This is a genomic window from Candidatus Margulisiibacteriota bacterium, assembly GCA_028715625.1.
GTDB lineage: Bacteria > Margulisbacteria > Riflemargulisbacteria > GWF2-35-9 > GWF2-35-9 > JAQURL01.
In genome coordinates this window covers 1-14,636 of record JAQURL010000065.1, presented here as the reverse complement: position 1 = coordinate 14,636, position 14,636 = coordinate 1, and the positions used below count along the sequence as shown (strand labels likewise).

Here is a 14,636-nt window from a genome sequence, read left to right as displayed (position 1 = left end):
AAAACCCATCTGCGGTAGTAAGATACCCCTCACCATCTTTCTTGAAATTTCCTGCTCTGGTGTAACCCATATCTCCATTGGGCATTTGCACCTGATAAAAACCTTCGCCTTCTATGGCCACATCCAACTGGTTTGTGGTCTGATAAAAATTACCGGCTGTATACATTTTTGGAACACCTGTGTTGCGAACGCCCAAACCAATCTGCAAAGATACAGCTTCGCTGGCTTTCCCGTCATAACCTACTTGAGTTAAATTCATTTTTTGGTACATCAAATCTTCGAAATCTGCCCGGCTTTTCTTAAATGAAACTGTATTTACGTTAGCTAGATTGTTGGCTATTACGTCGATATTTAATTGTTGGGCCATCATTCCTGAAGCCGCAATCCACATTGACCTGGACATCTTAAAATCCCCCCCTTTTATTTCTTACGTTCTGGCAATATCCGATATCAACCTGTTTGTCGCGTCATCCTGCAGTTGCACCATTTTCTGCTGAGATTCATACTGGCGCATTGCCTCCATCAAGTTAATCATTTCTATCATGGAACTCAAGGCGTCTACATTGGATTCTTCCAGATATTGCTGTCTGACCTGTGCATTTGAAGGTATCTCTGAAACTTCTTCTTTGGGCACAAACATTGTTCCACCAATTTTTTCCAGCGGGTATGGTTTGGGAAAATCAACAATATTTAATTGACCGACAATCAATCCGCTGCTATTCATGATATTTCCCCTTGAGTCAACATTGATATCACTATCCTGAAGTTTAATAGGTGTATTATTTTTGCTAAGCACAGGATTATCGCCTAGAACCAATTCGCCTTTTACGTTTAAACTGAAAACACCTTTACGAGTGTAGGCAGTCTGCCCATCGGGCAGTTGCACCTTAAAAAATCCATCACCCACAAGCGCCATATTCAATTTATCATTGGTAAAACGATAATTCCCGGCTGTATAGTCTGTAACCTGTTTCATCTGGTCAGGTACTTCAGCACACTGGATATTATTAATGTTCCTGGCAAATTCATTTTTAAAAGATAAGTTATAAGTATTATCTTTTTTATAACCAACGGTATTAACGTTGGCTAAATTGTTGGAGATGATCGACATCCGTTCCATGGTCAAATCCATCGCCTTAGAGCAAATAAAAAGCGATTGCTTCATCCTTAAAACACCTCATTAATATTGGGGAATGTCAGCTTCAGCTGACCATTGCTTCCGTCAAGCGGTCCAGCAATTTTCCCTCCCTGTACTATTATTAGTTATATTCTTTTTTTTACGATTGTCAAGGGGGGCACCTCATCCCCCCAAAGTAGGCAGTACTAAAAAATAGTGGGTTTACAACAAGGGGGATGAGTTACGTCTCTATTTTTATTTAGGTACAGTTATTTAAAAAGAGTTATAGCTACCAACCTACCCCATAACTCTTTTAATAATGTGGTCCAGAAAATCATTCGCTTCCAGAAAATAAACATCAAGTTTGTTGATATTAAGAAATAAACCATAACGCAATAATTCCTTGGCAGAAAAATTTAAGTCCTTACATCCGTTACTGAAATATAGATAATCACGCAATCTTAATAGCGTCATGGATATATCGTTTATTCTCTGTTGTTTTTCCTGTGAGAATACACAATGTTCCATTTTATGCATAAACTTTATTAATCTTACTTTTGCCATTAAATTACCTGAGATATATTTCTGATTTCCAACTCCACGGCTCTTTTGATATGAAAATGCCAATAACTCTTTCAAAGAATAATTACTTCTCATCTCTTTCCATAAGAGCTCCCTTTTCTCACTTAAATTTGCCGCAAATAACTCATCAGACGCAACAATGGAGCCACAATAAAAAGAATTACGAAAAATTTCATCGTTTGTAAAATAACCGGGGACCTGTTCCGATAATACTGCTTCGCTAAATATTGCTTCTTTTCCCTGATTAAACAGCTTTGCCAGGTTCTGCGCCACATCCAGACCTGTAAAACTTTGTGATAATGCTTTATTAATAACGGCAATATTAGCTATATCATTCTTGTCGGCAACGATAAAAAAATAATCTATATCGGAAATAATCCCCATGGTATTCAGCGCTGAGCTACCGCATAACATAAACGCGTAGCTGTTGTTCCATTTACTTTGTGCAGCAATTTCTTGGGTAGTTTTATGGAACAGATTTAATCTATTATTATGGAGCATATTAAGATATGCCAAGTATGAAGCTTCATGTCTGCATATCTGCATGTACATGCTTTCTGTTGTCTGAAGAGCTATGGTTTTATGTAATAATCGCATGTTTACTTCTTATAAAGACTTCTCAGGTTATGGAATTTATCGGGCGCAGTCTTTAGAAATTTCATTCAATAATGTTAAATTTTTGTATGATAGAGTTCCCGGGAAGAGACATTCTACATCTCTACTTTATTGATAATCTCTTTCAGCCGTTTCAGGGTTACATGGGTATAGATTTGAGTTGTTTGCAGACTGGAATGGCCCAGAAGCTCCTGTACCACCCGCAGGTCGGCGCCATGATTAAGCATGGCCGTAGCAAACGAATGCCGCAGCACATGAGGGGTGATCCGTTTGCCCAGCTGTTTTCCCAAGCCCTCAAACAACCGTTGAATAGTTCTGGCTGTCAGCCGCTCCCCACGGTTATTAATAAATAAAGCCGGTTGCTTTGTTTTTTTTAAATATTTCCCCCGTTCGCGGCCGGTATAATCCTTTATGACATTCAGAGCTTTCCTGCCCACAATAACTATTCGCTCTTTTTCCCTTTTACCGACTACCCTTATTTCCTGATTGGAAAAACCTATATCTGAAGTATTCAGGCCGGTGAGCTCTGAAATACGCAAACCGGTTGAATAAAGAAGTTCTATAATCGCAGAATTCCTGAGAAAATGCTTTCTATCTGTTTTAAGATAAGAAAATAATTGGGCAAACTCCCTTTCTTCCAGAAAATTCGGCAGCTTTTTTTCCAATTTGGAAACATTAATAAGCTGAAAAATATCATTTTTGGTGTGCCCCTGTTTTTGCAGATATCGCCACCAACTTTTTATAGCGGAAATTTTTCGCGCGATGGAACGTCGCTTGATATGATTTTTCTCAAGAAAATAAATATATTCTTTTATAATTTCTTCGTTCAGTTGCCTGATGTTTTCTATACTTTTACTGGCGCAAAAAGCCAGGAACTGCTGCAGGTCGCCTTTATAGGAATTGACCGTATGATAGGAATAACCTTTTTGTAAATTTAAATAAAGCAGGAACTTTTCAATAAGTTCTTCCACTGTCAGGCAAGATTATATTGTTGTTTCTTTTGAGTGGTGAGAGGAAATTTTTCTTTGCGCTCTTCTATCCAGACCTCACGTTCTTTATCACGAATATCTATATGAATATGGTTTTCCTGGGGAACGACACCGATGCCCGTAAGTTCGGGCATGGCCTCCACTTCAGTGAGCAGATCTTTCATGGAAACATTATCAATGCTGATGTCCAGAGCTTTGCCAAGATGATGATAATCTTTATTGCTGTTCCCGAATAAAACCTTGGATTGTTCTTCGCAAACATAAGCTCTGATAATATTAATTTTCTGATTGTATTTGACTTTGAGATGTTCCAGAATGCCTATCAAAGTGAGAGACATCTTAAACTCATTCTGGCAGACACCGCACTTGCAGGCAAAATCATTGCGGCCGAAATTATCGCTGATCTTGTACTCCATGGTGTTATTATAACATGGAATACATTCTACAGATTATTGTTTTAATATGTTTTTAGTTAAAAAGCACATCAAATAATTTGTCTGTAATTTTTTCCAGCTCTTCGCCGTCCAGTGGCATTATAAATTTGGAAACTGTCTTCGGCATATTTATTCCCCCCTTATTTTTAACGTCTATGAAAATATATCGAACACTTTACAAAAATATTTCAGGGAAATATATGGCGTTTTTTGAATATATAAATCCTGTTAAAATGTTTGATAAAAACTTTTCAGGTTATCGTTATCACGGCAAGAACCGGAGTTAATTCTTTGCGCTAAATATAACAAATATTCCGCTCTATATTCCGGGAAAAGATGATACAGGCTGAACACAAAGACAGACAAGGCTTTTTCGGCACATTTTGTCTCATAATCACCAACAAAGTCCAGCACCTTACTCAAACAATTTATCATCTGATTTGAACATATTAATTCGCGGTTCATCCCCAAAATGTATGCTGCCAGCAAAATCTCAATTTGTTTCAAATGATGACCGGCGTAGTACATGGCTTTCATCTGTGTGTCACCTGCACAATCAGCTTCCCGCTGAAGAATGGTTCTTTGCGCTATTAGGGGCAGCAAATTTTTCAGATGTTGAATTTTCGGATTGTTAAAAAATCCATTTAATAAAGGAAGCCTGGCAATGTATAATTCCTCTGCCCTCCGGCCGTATACTCGGATATCTTCTTCCTTTCTTTTTCCCAGATACTTGACCAGTTTGAAGTATAATCCATCAATAATATTGTTTTTTACACTGATAATTTTTTTTCTCATTTATAATTATCGTGATCCCTTTAAAAAAATTTAAAATATTTTGTTATTACAAGAAAGTATTATCGATATATTAATATGCTGACAAAAATAATCGCGACCAATGCTGCCTACCTGTTAAATTTAAAAAACGCGCAGGAAAAAATTGCGTCGATACAAAATATCTTTAAAAATCTTGTCTTTGGATTGGAAGGAAAAAGGATATTGCTTCTGGGTACCGGTCTTGTAGGCACAAATATACTGGAAGCAGCGACTTCGTTAAACCTTCCGATAACAGCCACATATAATTCTCACAAAATTAAAAATGCGGTTTATTTACCTGTCCTTCAGGAAAACAAGATATTGGGCATTAATATTCAGGGAATAAAAAAAATATTAACGGGAACAAAACCTGACCTGATTATAAACACTATAGCGCTTGCCAAGCCTTCTGATTGTCAAAAAAATGAAAAACTGGCCTGGCTTTTGAATTCCACGTTCCCGAACGTTCTGGCAAATATGATCGGCGCGCTGAGTCCGGCGACAAAGTTAATCCAACTGTCTACCGAATGTGTTTTTGACGGTTATAAAATTTCCGACTCACTGTCTGAAACACTTTCCGAAAATGATCCGCAGGATTCAAATACATATTCCTTATCCAAAAAAAGCGGTGAGGAACTGATTTACGGTTCCAATATTTCTACGTTAATTACAAGGCTTTCCAATACCCTGGGCTTCACGGAATATCAAACAACCTGGGAAGATCAGGTAAAAGAAACGTTGATGGCTGACCGACCTTTAAATGTTTTCCAAAATGAAGCCCGATATTTTGCGTCCGCACTGGAAACCGGATACAGGCTGCTGCAACTGGGATACCTTTTCATGAAAAAAGAAATACCCTATAAAATAATTCATCTGCCTGGACCTGAGCTTGTTACTCGCAAACAACTAGCTCAGGATGTAGCGAATTTATATGGATTTAATCCGGGGCTTATTAACGAAGTACCTGTTCCCGGGAACCTGATACGCAGACCCTATTACCTGTTGGCCAGGCAAAACATTGCCAATCTTGGAGCCGAATTGGTCCTAACCACGGAAGAAACGGTTGCTCTGATCCGTTATCAAAAAGAAATCCTTCAGCCGACCTGAAAATCCAAATAACCGTCATCAGCTGTTATGTTAAAAGTAATACCATTAACCCGACCTTCGTTTCTGCTATTCAGGATTATTTGTTCTTCGGAGTTTACAGATGTATCCAGCAAAGTCTCGATATAATGAAAATCTTTCTCGGCATCCGAGGAAAAAGAAATAAATTCAAAGCAGTTCAATTTCCGTTGACTTTTCATCCTCAGCAAAAAAATTGCCAGACGCAGCATATTTACAAGTTGATTATCCTCCAGCCTGTTCGCAATATAATGGAAGTATTGAAAATATATTTTTTCAGCTCCGGACGGCAAACTTTGTTTATTATTTAAGTAAAAAATTTCCCCATTTTTTTTATGCGGTAAAAGATGTAAATAACGTTCTTCAGACCATTTCTTGTTCAATTTTTTCAAACCGTTTATTTTTAGTATTTTTTTTAAATCAGAATATTTCCTGTCGCTTAGATAACCATCGCCACTGCTGTTAATATCCAGAACATTTACAATAAACAACAACTCCCAAAAATGTTCGGGCTGCTTTTCCGGTCCGATAATTTGTTCATATAAACGCAAACCATAAGTTGTGCTGGCTTCACCTAAAAATAAATCACCGAAATAAGAATGATTTCCTATTATCTTTTGAGCCATGCATATATATGGATCATCAAATCCGGCGGATTTAAAAAATTTCGCACACATTACTCCGCTTTTTACAAAATGTCGGGAATCTCCCCCATGAAGTACTCCAAAATCATGGGTGAGCAGCAGCAAAAATAAATATTCCAGGTCCTTTGAAGTTGAACAATTTTTTAAAATTATTTGTTGTAAATCATGAAATTGATCCGCGGTTATAAAAGTTGACGAACCGGCATTGGCAGCAATACGACAAAATCCCTTATAATTTCCAATCAGAACTTTATAAAAGCTTTCCAGCGTAATTATAGTGTGACTGCGACGGGAATAATCCAATCGGCCATGGTTGGCCAACTCACCGAATTCAGGAAAAAAGCTGTCAAGATAATTCAAGCCGTATGCACTGAGATTACCAGTGTCGCTAAATAATTCCCTGACCTGTATATGACCATTCATAAAAGATATAATGGCAGATTGCCGGGCAGTTGAAAAGATCAGGTTTGCTTGCGACGTTCGTAAACCACTTTGGAAAGAGAACCCACCAGGATACTTCCATAATGATTGGACGGTAGATGTTTGCTGAATATTGATATAACATAGGGTTTATCTTTATCCAGTATTATCCCTACATCGTTGCGCACAAAATCAAGTGAGCCGGTTTTGTTGGCTATGGTAACGGTAGGAGGTAAAAATCTGGCAATCCCCCATTTGTGACGCTGACCTTTCATAATACTCAACATATCTTCAGAAGCGGCTTTACTTACCAGTGTACCTTTATACATTTTTTCCAGAAGTATTACCATATCAACAGGAGAAGTTATATTATGCTGGCCCTCAACTTTACAAAACATAGTCGGGTCTTTGATTACAGTGTGACGCAATCCCAGACGGCGCATATATTCATTAATATTCTGCATGCCCAGACGATTCACCAGCATATTTGTAGCAGTATTATCGCTATCAGTTATCATAAGCTCTATAAGCCTGCGAACAGAAAACCTTTTACCACAGCGAAAATATTGCAGACTTCCGGAACCTACCAGTTTATTTTCCTGTCTCAAAACAAGTCTTTCATCCAGAGACAATTTTCCTTTTTCTACCTGATGAAACGCTTCCACCATAACCGGTACCTTAATAACGCTGGCAGGATTAAAAATAATATTTCCGTTCATGGAAAAATATTCTCCGGTGGTTAAATCCTTTATGACTATTCCTACGATACCGCCAGGCAAGGCATATTTATCTATCTGGGCATTAATATCTTTCATAATATCTGAAATCCATTGGGGTTGAGTTTTGTTATTGCATAAAATTTCCGGAACAACCGGATAAGCAAAAGAAAGAAAAAATACAGATAGTACAAACCCGATTTTTAGAATCGAACGCGCAGAAAAAATCATCCTCCGTGCTTTACTTTCCATTTTCCACCTAAAATTTGATTTTTAGCCAGAACCCCTGTAATCCGACTAACATGACCGCAAACTAAGCGATACACTATCTAGTTATACAAAATTTTTTGGAATAAATCAAGTCAACAAATCATTTCATGATCAGACCGGCTAAAATCTTGGTCAATCTGGATGATTCCTCGGCATAAATAACCAGGGGGCCTTTGCCGCTGGAACATGTCACTTTTAGAGAAACAGGAGTGTCCGCGTCAAAATAATGAGAAACAACAGCTATCGGCCCGACTTCCGTATCTGAGGAAAGTGAAGTATTGGTATCATCATAAAGCATGGCATCTACGTCCAGATTGCCAGTTCCTCTGCCCATTACCGCGAAAGTAACGGTCTGTCCTTTTTTTAGGCCCGGGTACGGGATATCATAGCTCTGGCCTTTGGTTATCTCGGGAATAATTATATAGTTCACCCCGCCTTTTCTCTGCCAGGTAAGGCTATCGGCTGCAAACATTATTGAAAATGTCAGAAAAATTATTAGAAATTTTTTCATTAAGAAATGCTTACTACCACTATGACACCAACCATTACTATAATGCTGACAATAATAGCGGCAACACCCAGGTTTCCTTTTTTTACTTCTTCCCATTCATCTATTCCAACCGAAACCAAATCAAAAATTTTAATCGCAATCCCGGTGCCCAGACCGAAACCGATGGAGGCGACAATGATCCAGCCCAGGTTCATGGCCCATTTATTGAACATGGCCGCCCAGCCCACATTAATGACAGGCAGCAACGGATCAACCGTTTGAGCCAACAGGCACGTACCCAAAAACAGTACAAACAAAAAAATTCTGGAAATATTCCTCATATTTATTCTCCCTATTCTTATATATTAATAATAGTTTATCGAGAAACTTTTTGAATTACAATATTTGTTGTGTTTAACGATTAGTCAGACCTGATTACCACATTTCGCATTGATTAAGGCTTGAGCTATTTCACTTTCCTTAAATAGACTTCGGTTAAAAAATATTTGTCTTGCAGATAAATTTTTTATGTTGCCTTTTTTTATAATATCAACGAGAAGGTATAAGATTCGACCTGAGCATTCGGTCTCAGTGCAAGTTTTATAATGTTCAAATAACTTGTTAAAAAGCCTGTTTAATTTTTTATCATCCATTGTTCCTCTATTTATTAAAAAACCTAGTTGATAGATAGCTTCTTCTCTGGCGTTTTCATTTAAAAAAAATAATGAATCATCATGCTCGATGATAAGCTGAACATACTGATTCGGAGTTAACTTCCCAGTATCGGCGCACAACACCAGTATGTTTTTTAAAGCGTGATCATAACCTCCATAGGGTCTTTGTGTATATTTATTCTCTTCATGCAGGAGACTAAAAGTTTTATCAAATAGTTTCCTTAACCTCTCAGCATCTTTTTTTAACAATGGGACCAGCTCCTGCGCCGAATACACAGTGTGATTTTCCTTCATATTTGTGCCGGCAAAAGCCTGTATTAATAGATGTAAAGGATGAAAATATTGCGACGATATATTCGCGTTTATTCCCATCCATATATTTATGTCTATTTTTTCTATAACCGGTAGCATGAGGTCAAAGGCATAATCAGCCGATTCCTTATTCATCCTTAAAGAAAACTTCAGGGAATTTATTAAATCTTTTAGTAATTTTTTATCCTCCTGATAGTTGACAGCTATTTTAATCAACTGTTTCTCTGTCAAAATAATGCCTTTTTCATACAATTCTTTTAATAAAGCAAGTTTGCCGGGCACACCCTGCTCGGCAGCAATCAGTAGTTTGTCCAGTCCTTCATCAGTCATGGTTTTACAAACCATCAGGAACAGCCGGTCCTTGGCGGTCAGTTGAGAAATTATCTTGCTTTTCATAATCAGGACCTTCCTGTTGAAACTTTTTGAAAATTTTGTTTGGCCTGCTTAAGAGCTTCTGTTATTTCGTTGAAATCATTTTTTCGATGATCAAAAAGCACCTGTCTGTCCCATAAATTTTTTATATTACCGGATTGTATCGACTTTACCATAAAGTACAATAAACGGTCCTCACACTCTTTTTTCGTACAGTTTAAATAGTGTTCGAATAATTTATTGAAAAGTTTGTTCAACTTTTTTTCATCCAATTGTTTATCAGTTATTAAAAGAGACAAACTTCTATCAGCTTCCCTTTTCGCGTCATGGTCAAAAGCGAAAAACATATTTTCATTATGTTCCAGCAAAAGTTGAGTATACTGGTTGGGAATTAATTTCCCGGTTTTGGCGCATAAAAATAAAATATTTCGGACAGGATGATCATATCCGCAAACGCTCTTCTCGGTATACAGGTTTTCACCTTTCAACAAATCATAAGTCTTATCAAATAACTGACGCACTCTATTTGTATCAGTTGCCAATACCTCGAGCAGTTTATTTGAAGAATACATACGATCATCTTCCATCATTTCATACAAAGAAAAAGAATTTAACAGCCAGTTAACTTTGCTGAATTTTGGCGACAACAAATGGTTCCCGTTAAATTCAAGCCATAACTTCATATTAAGGGTTTCAATGACGGGCAAGATTTGATCAAACATATAATCCAGCAAATCAGCTTTTTCAATAAGAAAATTTTTAAAGTCAGAGAGTGCCATCCTGTCAGACTGTTCTTTGAATATCGCAAGTAAAGCCCTGCTTTCATCCGGAGTTATTTGTCCTTCAACAAAAAAATCTCCGGTGTATTGATTGTAATGAAATTTTTCTTTGGGCAGAACTTTGCTGTTTTTAAAATCTATCTCTTTAGAAAGTTTAATGTAATTTTTATTAGCGAATTCCCTGGTTTTATTTATGATATCCTTTAACAAATACTTATCAGCCTGAAAATTTACCGCGATTTTTATCAGCTGTTTTTTTGTAAAAACAGTACCTTTTTCATATAATTCTTTTAACAAAGTCAATTTCCCCGGCACACCTTTATTAAGTTCAGCCAGCAGTTTTTCGAGCGCGTCATCAGTAATGTTTTTGCAAACCATCAGGTATAGTTGATCCTTTGCGCTAAGCTGGGAAATTATTTTATAATTCATCATGAAATGCTCCTTTGCTATCCTACATTTCCGATTTTATCGGTTTAATCCAAAGGAATTATCGTACGGCCGGATTAAAAATCCATGGAAAAAAAATATTGGAACAGTTTAGTTAAGCAGAGACTCTACCCAATCCCTGTTTTCCCAGAGGGCGCAACTGCTGCTATGTTCCTGCAGTTTATCGCTGTTATCCCTGATTGTTTTTAAAAGTTTTGAGTTCAACGCTTCTTTTAAGCCTGCTGTAGTAACATTAATATCGGAATAGGGAGAAAAAGGACAAGGCTCCAGACTACCGTCAGGACTGATATGCACGAATCCCCTGCCCGCGGCCAGGCAACCGCCGAAGGCTTCTTCGTCACCGGGGAAACCTATAAACAGAGCCCGATACCTGGAACGCAGTTCTGCCAGCAACGGCCTCACACTTTCTTGCTGCTCGATAGTAAGGACCTTATCGTCCGAACCTTCTTCCACGGGTATATAATCAATAAAAAAGAAAAGCCGGCATTTTAAAGACACAAGCTCTCTGATAAATTGATGCTGTGTAACAATCTCAAAATTATGTCTGGTTAAAGTTATGGACATACCCCAGAAAACATGGTGCTTATTTAATCTATTCAGAACATTATGAATACCGGCGTAAACTCCGGCGCCTCGCCGTTTATCAGTATAATCGGCATAACCTTCAATACTTATAACGGGGATAACATGTTTTTGTTTTTGCAGCTTTTCAGCAATTTCTTCGGTTATTAAAAGGCCGTTGGTAAATACCGGAAAAATCATGTTGGGAAGCTGTGCCGTCATCTCCAGAAAAGCTGTTTTTGTAAAAGGTTCTCCTCCGGCTAGCAAAGCAATAGATATTCCCAGCTCTGAAGCTTCCTGCAACACTTTTATTATCTGTTCATTACTCATTTCTTTGTTGCCGGAACGATTAAAGGCTTTGGAGTAGCAGCCGTGACAATTAAGGTTGCATTTTGAGGTCAGACTGAAAATCATAAAAGCAGGAACATGCAGACCCCGTTCTGCATTAATTCTTCTGAGCCGGGCCGCGTTTTTCTGGTTATTTATGGTTCTAAAAGCAAATAAAGCCAACGCCGGATTAAAAAAAGTTATGCGTAAAATATCTCTGAAAAGGCTTCTGATGGTCAGGTTGAGTGTATTTATATAATCTGCCGGCATAATTTCTTTAATTATCTTATAAAGTGTAAAACTGTAAAAGGTGCAAACATAAAATTCTGAAGTTTATTTATGAACTCCAAGATTACGGTCGATTAATGTGACTTACAGAAAGTCGGCAGGTTAGCTACAAGTTTATGGTATTAAAGATTAAAATGATCTCTCAATTCAATCAGAACTTGTTCATTTATAAAGCTTTCATCTTGTTTTGCCAGCTTATACTGGTGAACAAGGCTTTTTATATAAATATGCAAGGATTTTAATTGCGATAATGAACAATTATCCAGTCTTTCCTTTATAACTCTTGTCATTGGAACCTGATAATCCCTTAAATAACTTGTGAGTTCTTTTATTAACTCTAATTTCCCCGCTTTATCAGTATCCGGGAGAGTTGTGTTTTTTTTATCGGATATAATTTTATATTTAAGCAAGTCATTCTCCTTTATTTTTACTGATAATAAATTATCGAACAGAATAGCGAGATGTTGCATGCTTTTTTTCTAAAAATCGCTGGGAATATTTTTAACTCCGGCCGGCCAAATAGCAGCAATATCCGTAACTTATCGGCCCTTTTTTAGTGGTTTCGCAAGGAAATTCCGTACATTCAAAACAGAGCGCTATACCTTTTTTAAAAGCACATGTAGCTATGGCGCAGAACCTATTTTCTTTCGGTTTGCAGCCGATGTCACCGTTAGGGCACTGACCTTTGGTCATCTTCGGGCATTTTTCACAGGATATACCGCAAACTCCGATTTGCATATTTTAGCTCCTTTGTTATTTTTTTATTTAAAGTATATCTCATTGATAAAAAATAATAAATTAACACTGAACTTATGAACAAGTTAAATTCCGCCTCACCCGGTCATTCGCTTTGCTCATGCCCACTTTATCCGCAGGCGGAGAGAGGATGTCGCAACACGACAGGAGAGAGGCGGCATATGGTGTACAAGTGAAATGCTCACATGAACAGGTTAGAAGGAATATCGCAAGATTTCCTGAAGCATTTATGTTTCAACTGACTAAAAATGAGTTAATAAATTTGCTATCGCAAAATGCGACGCAAATTCAATTCTCACATTATATTGAAATTAATATTTCCATATAACGACATATTAAAAAAAGAGTATGACATGCAAACAAAATTAATAGCCGCTGATAATCTGAAGTTAAAAATATCTAGTCTGGTAAGATATGCAGATCAACAAACATTTATAAAAAATTTCCCGCAAAAACTTTTGCTTTGGAAAGAGACTTCTCTTTATCCGCAAATCGTAATCACAGAACTGGGCTTGCAACTTAAAAATGTGGAAAAATCCGTGCTTTCTAAAGGTGTAAAAGCAGAAATAACAGAAGCTCTGGATGGCATAAAAAAAACCGCTAATACTAAGGCCTTCAAGGTAAAATTTTTCGGTGAAGTTATCAGCCGGGCTTTTCGCGGCACGATTCAGACCATAGCCAACGAATTCGGGTCAGGCATTAATGTTCTGAGTGTAAATAATCTAAAAGATGAAAACGCTGTGGAGGCCCTGATTGAAGCTTCCGGGGAAATGCTTGACGGTTTGATTGCTGTTCTCGAAAAACCGCATATAGTGCTGCATGTAGCCGTATGTCGCGAAGGAGCCAAACCCGCATATGGGCCGTTTAAAATCATCAGCCTGGCCGAGAAATATGAAATTATCAATCTTCAGCCAGGGTTTATTCACCTGAATTTTGTAACAAAAACGGAAATAGCTGAACCATGATGCGCAAAAAGATCATTTCATATAGAAGAAAACTACCGACTGCAGCAGACCTTTCTCTTATTATAAAAACAGCCGATTTATTGATAGGCACAAATGCACCGGTTAATTTCAGAAAAGCTTCCAGGGGTACATTAAACAAACCTGAAACTCGGGAGCGTTTAAGACAACTAAACCTGTTTTTGCCGCTTTTGCAGGAAATAACCGGAATTATGACAAGCTACCGAAATTCACACAATATTTCCGTAGATGTGGAAATGGATATAGTTACCAAAGCTGATCTGGAAATAAATAGCCTGATCGAGAATTATATATCAGCTAATTATTCCGGAGATATGATCATCAGCGAGGAAAACGAAACCGTTTTCCAGGATAAGCCGAAAGCAGTCTGGATTTATGATCCTCTGGACGGCACTAAAACATTTAAAGAAGGCGGGCGCAACTGTTGCTTTGTCTTGTCCAGGATGGAAATAAACAAAGATGACAAGCTGGCTGAAGGGTTCAGTATCGTCTGGGAACCATTCAACCAAGTGCTCACTATAGGTATTTCCGGAATCGGAGTCATAGTCGCGGGGAACAGAAAATTTGACAGGATCAATCTGTTTAAAAAAGGTCTGTTCGTGAATACCAATTCCTACATTCAGAACAAACTCAATAAAGAAAATGACTTTATGCTGCATGCTCTCCCCTTTAATATTGCCAAAACCCATAAGGGCAGCGGCAGTGTTGAGCTGATGCACGTAGTCACCGGCAAGACAGATATATATCTCAGATCAGCCGGCAAACTTTGGGATTTCCTGCCCGGAGCATTTATTTGCCATATTGCAGGCAGAACCGTATTCTTTTATGACACTAGGGACCCAGTATTTCCCCTGGATTTTCAAAAAATAATTAATATCTGCACCGGGAGTTCAGTAAAAAGCGACAGAAAAATAAAAAAAGTAGC

General features: G+C 37.7%; 19 protein-coding genes. 4 read left to right on the top strand and 15 right to left on the bottom strand.

Translation table 11 applies throughout. The features are described from left to right. The 6 genes from PHV30_09775 to PHV30_09750 form a co-directional block, all read right to left on the bottom strand. The coding region (locus PHV30_09775; protein MDD5457304.1) for a flagellar hook-basal body complex protein at positions 1–403 on the bottom strand (403 nt) is incomplete at its 3' end. A 24-nt stretch (positions 404–427) separates the two neighbouring features. Then, positions 428–1,165, bottom strand: coding sequence for a flagellar hook basal-body protein (locus PHV30_09770; GenBank protein ID MDD5457303.1), 738 nt, complete (start codon positions 1,163–1,165; stop codon positions 428–430). Between the two features lie 249 nt (positions 1,166–1,414). Beyond that, positions 1,415–2,296 (bottom strand): hypothetical protein, encoded by an 882-nt coding sequence (locus PHV30_09765; protein ID MDD5457302.1) that lies wholly within the window; start codon positions 2,294–2,296, stop codon positions 1,415–1,417. Positions 2,297–2,409: 113 nt separating this feature from the next. Then, entirely contained in the window at positions 2,410–3,285 is an 876-nt protein-coding gene (locus PHV30_09760; protein MDD5457301.1) for a tyrosine recombinase, read from the bottom strand. Between the two features lie 2 nt (positions 3,286–3,287). Next, positions 3,288–3,719 (bottom strand): DUF882 domain-containing protein, encoded by a 432-nt coding sequence (locus tag PHV30_09755; GenBank protein MDD5457300.1) that lies wholly within the window; start codon positions 3,717–3,719, stop codon positions 3,288–3,290. Between the two features lie 246 nt (positions 3,720–3,965). Next, on the bottom strand, positions 3,966–4,532 hold the full coding sequence (locus tag PHV30_09750; protein ID MDD5457299.1) for a hypothetical protein: 567 nt from the start codon (positions 4,530–4,532) through the stop codon (positions 3,966–3,968). Positions 4,533–4,607: 75 nt separating this feature from the next. Between PHV30_09750 and PHV30_09745 the strand changes: the two genes are divergently transcribed. Further along, positions 4,608–5,657 carry a sugar nucleotide-binding protein gene (locus PHV30_09745; protein ID MDD5457298.1) on the top strand — a complete coding sequence of 350 codons (1,050 nt, stop codon included), beginning with the start codon at positions 4,608–4,610 and terminating at the stop codon, positions 5,655–5,657. On the opposite strand, the gene PHV30_09740 is transcribed toward PHV30_09745, so the two are convergent. From PHV30_09740 to PHV30_09700, 9 genes are all read right to left on the bottom strand, one after another. Continuing rightward, the gene (locus PHV30_09740; protein MDD5457297.1) at positions 5,645–6,739 is read right to left on the bottom strand and encodes a hypothetical protein; all 1,095 of its coding nucleotides are present in this window, start codon (positions 6,737–6,739) and stop codon (positions 5,645–5,647) included. The genes PHV30_09745 and PHV30_09740 overlap by 13 nt on opposite strands. A gap of 38 nt (positions 6,740–6,777) precedes the next feature. Continuing rightward, on the bottom strand, positions 6,778–7,683 hold the full coding sequence (locus tag PHV30_09735) for a class A beta-lactamase-related serine hydrolase (protein MDD5457296.1): 906 nt from the start codon (positions 7,681–7,683) through the stop codon (positions 6,778–6,780). 139 nt (positions 7,684–7,822) lie between these two features. Further along, positions 7,823–8,233, bottom strand: a complete 411-nt coding sequence (locus PHV30_09730; protein MDD5457295.1) for a hypothetical protein — start codon at positions 8,231–8,233, stop codon at positions 7,823–7,825. After that, the gene (locus PHV30_09725) at positions 8,233–8,553 is read right to left on the bottom strand and encodes a hypothetical protein (GenBank protein MDD5457294.1); all 321 of its coding nucleotides are present in this window, start codon (positions 8,551–8,553) and stop codon (positions 8,233–8,235) included. The genes PHV30_09730 and PHV30_09725 overlap by 1 nt, the downstream gene beginning before the upstream one ends. An 84-nt stretch (positions 8,554–8,637) precedes the next feature. After that, complete coding sequence (locus PHV30_09720) at positions 8,638–9,594, bottom strand: hypothetical protein (protein MDD5457293.1); 957 nt, start codon at positions 9,592–9,594, stop codon at positions 8,638–8,640. A 2-nt stretch (positions 9,595–9,596) separates the two neighbouring features. Further along, positions 9,597–10,781: a hypothetical protein gene (locus PHV30_09715; GenBank protein ID MDD5457292.1), complete on the bottom strand. Its 1,185-nt coding sequence runs from the start codon at positions 10,779–10,781 to the stop codon at positions 9,597–9,599. A 105-nt stretch (positions 10,782–10,886) separates the two neighbouring features. Beyond that, on the bottom strand, positions 10,887–11,954 hold the full coding sequence (locus tag PHV30_09710) for a radical SAM protein (GenBank protein ID MDD5457291.1): 1,068 nt from the start codon (positions 11,952–11,954) through the stop codon (positions 10,887–10,889). 140 nt (positions 11,955–12,094) lie between these two features. Further along, the gene (locus tag PHV30_09705) at positions 12,095–12,382 is read right to left on the bottom strand and encodes a hypothetical protein (protein MDD5457290.1); all 288 of its coding nucleotides are present in this window, start codon (positions 12,380–12,382) and stop codon (positions 12,095–12,097) included. 91 nt (positions 12,383–12,473) lie between these two features. Further along, positions 12,474–12,710, bottom strand: a complete 237-nt coding sequence (locus tag PHV30_09700) for a DUF3795 domain-containing protein (GenBank protein MDD5457289.1) — start codon at positions 12,708–12,710, stop codon at positions 12,474–12,476. A gap of 148 nt (positions 12,711–12,858) precedes the next feature. Here PHV30_09700 and PHV30_09695 point away from each other — a divergent pair, with 148 nt between their 5' ends. The 3 genes from PHV30_09695 to PHV30_09685 form a co-directional block, all read left to right on the top strand. Next, positions 12,859–13,056 (top strand): ORF6N domain-containing protein, encoded by a 198-nt coding sequence (locus PHV30_09695; GenBank protein ID MDD5457288.1) that lies wholly within the window; start codon positions 12,859–12,861, stop codon positions 13,054–13,056. A 25-nt stretch (positions 13,057–13,081) separates the two neighbouring features. Next, positions 13,082–13,693, top strand: a complete 612-nt coding sequence (locus PHV30_09690; GenBank protein ID MDD5457287.1) for a hypothetical protein — start codon at positions 13,082–13,084, stop codon at positions 13,691–13,693. Next, a partial coding sequence (locus PHV30_09685; GenBank protein ID MDD5457286.1) for a hypothetical protein occupies positions 13,690–14,636 on the top strand: 947 nt, incomplete at its 3' end. The genes PHV30_09690 and PHV30_09685, both read left to right, overlap by 4 nt.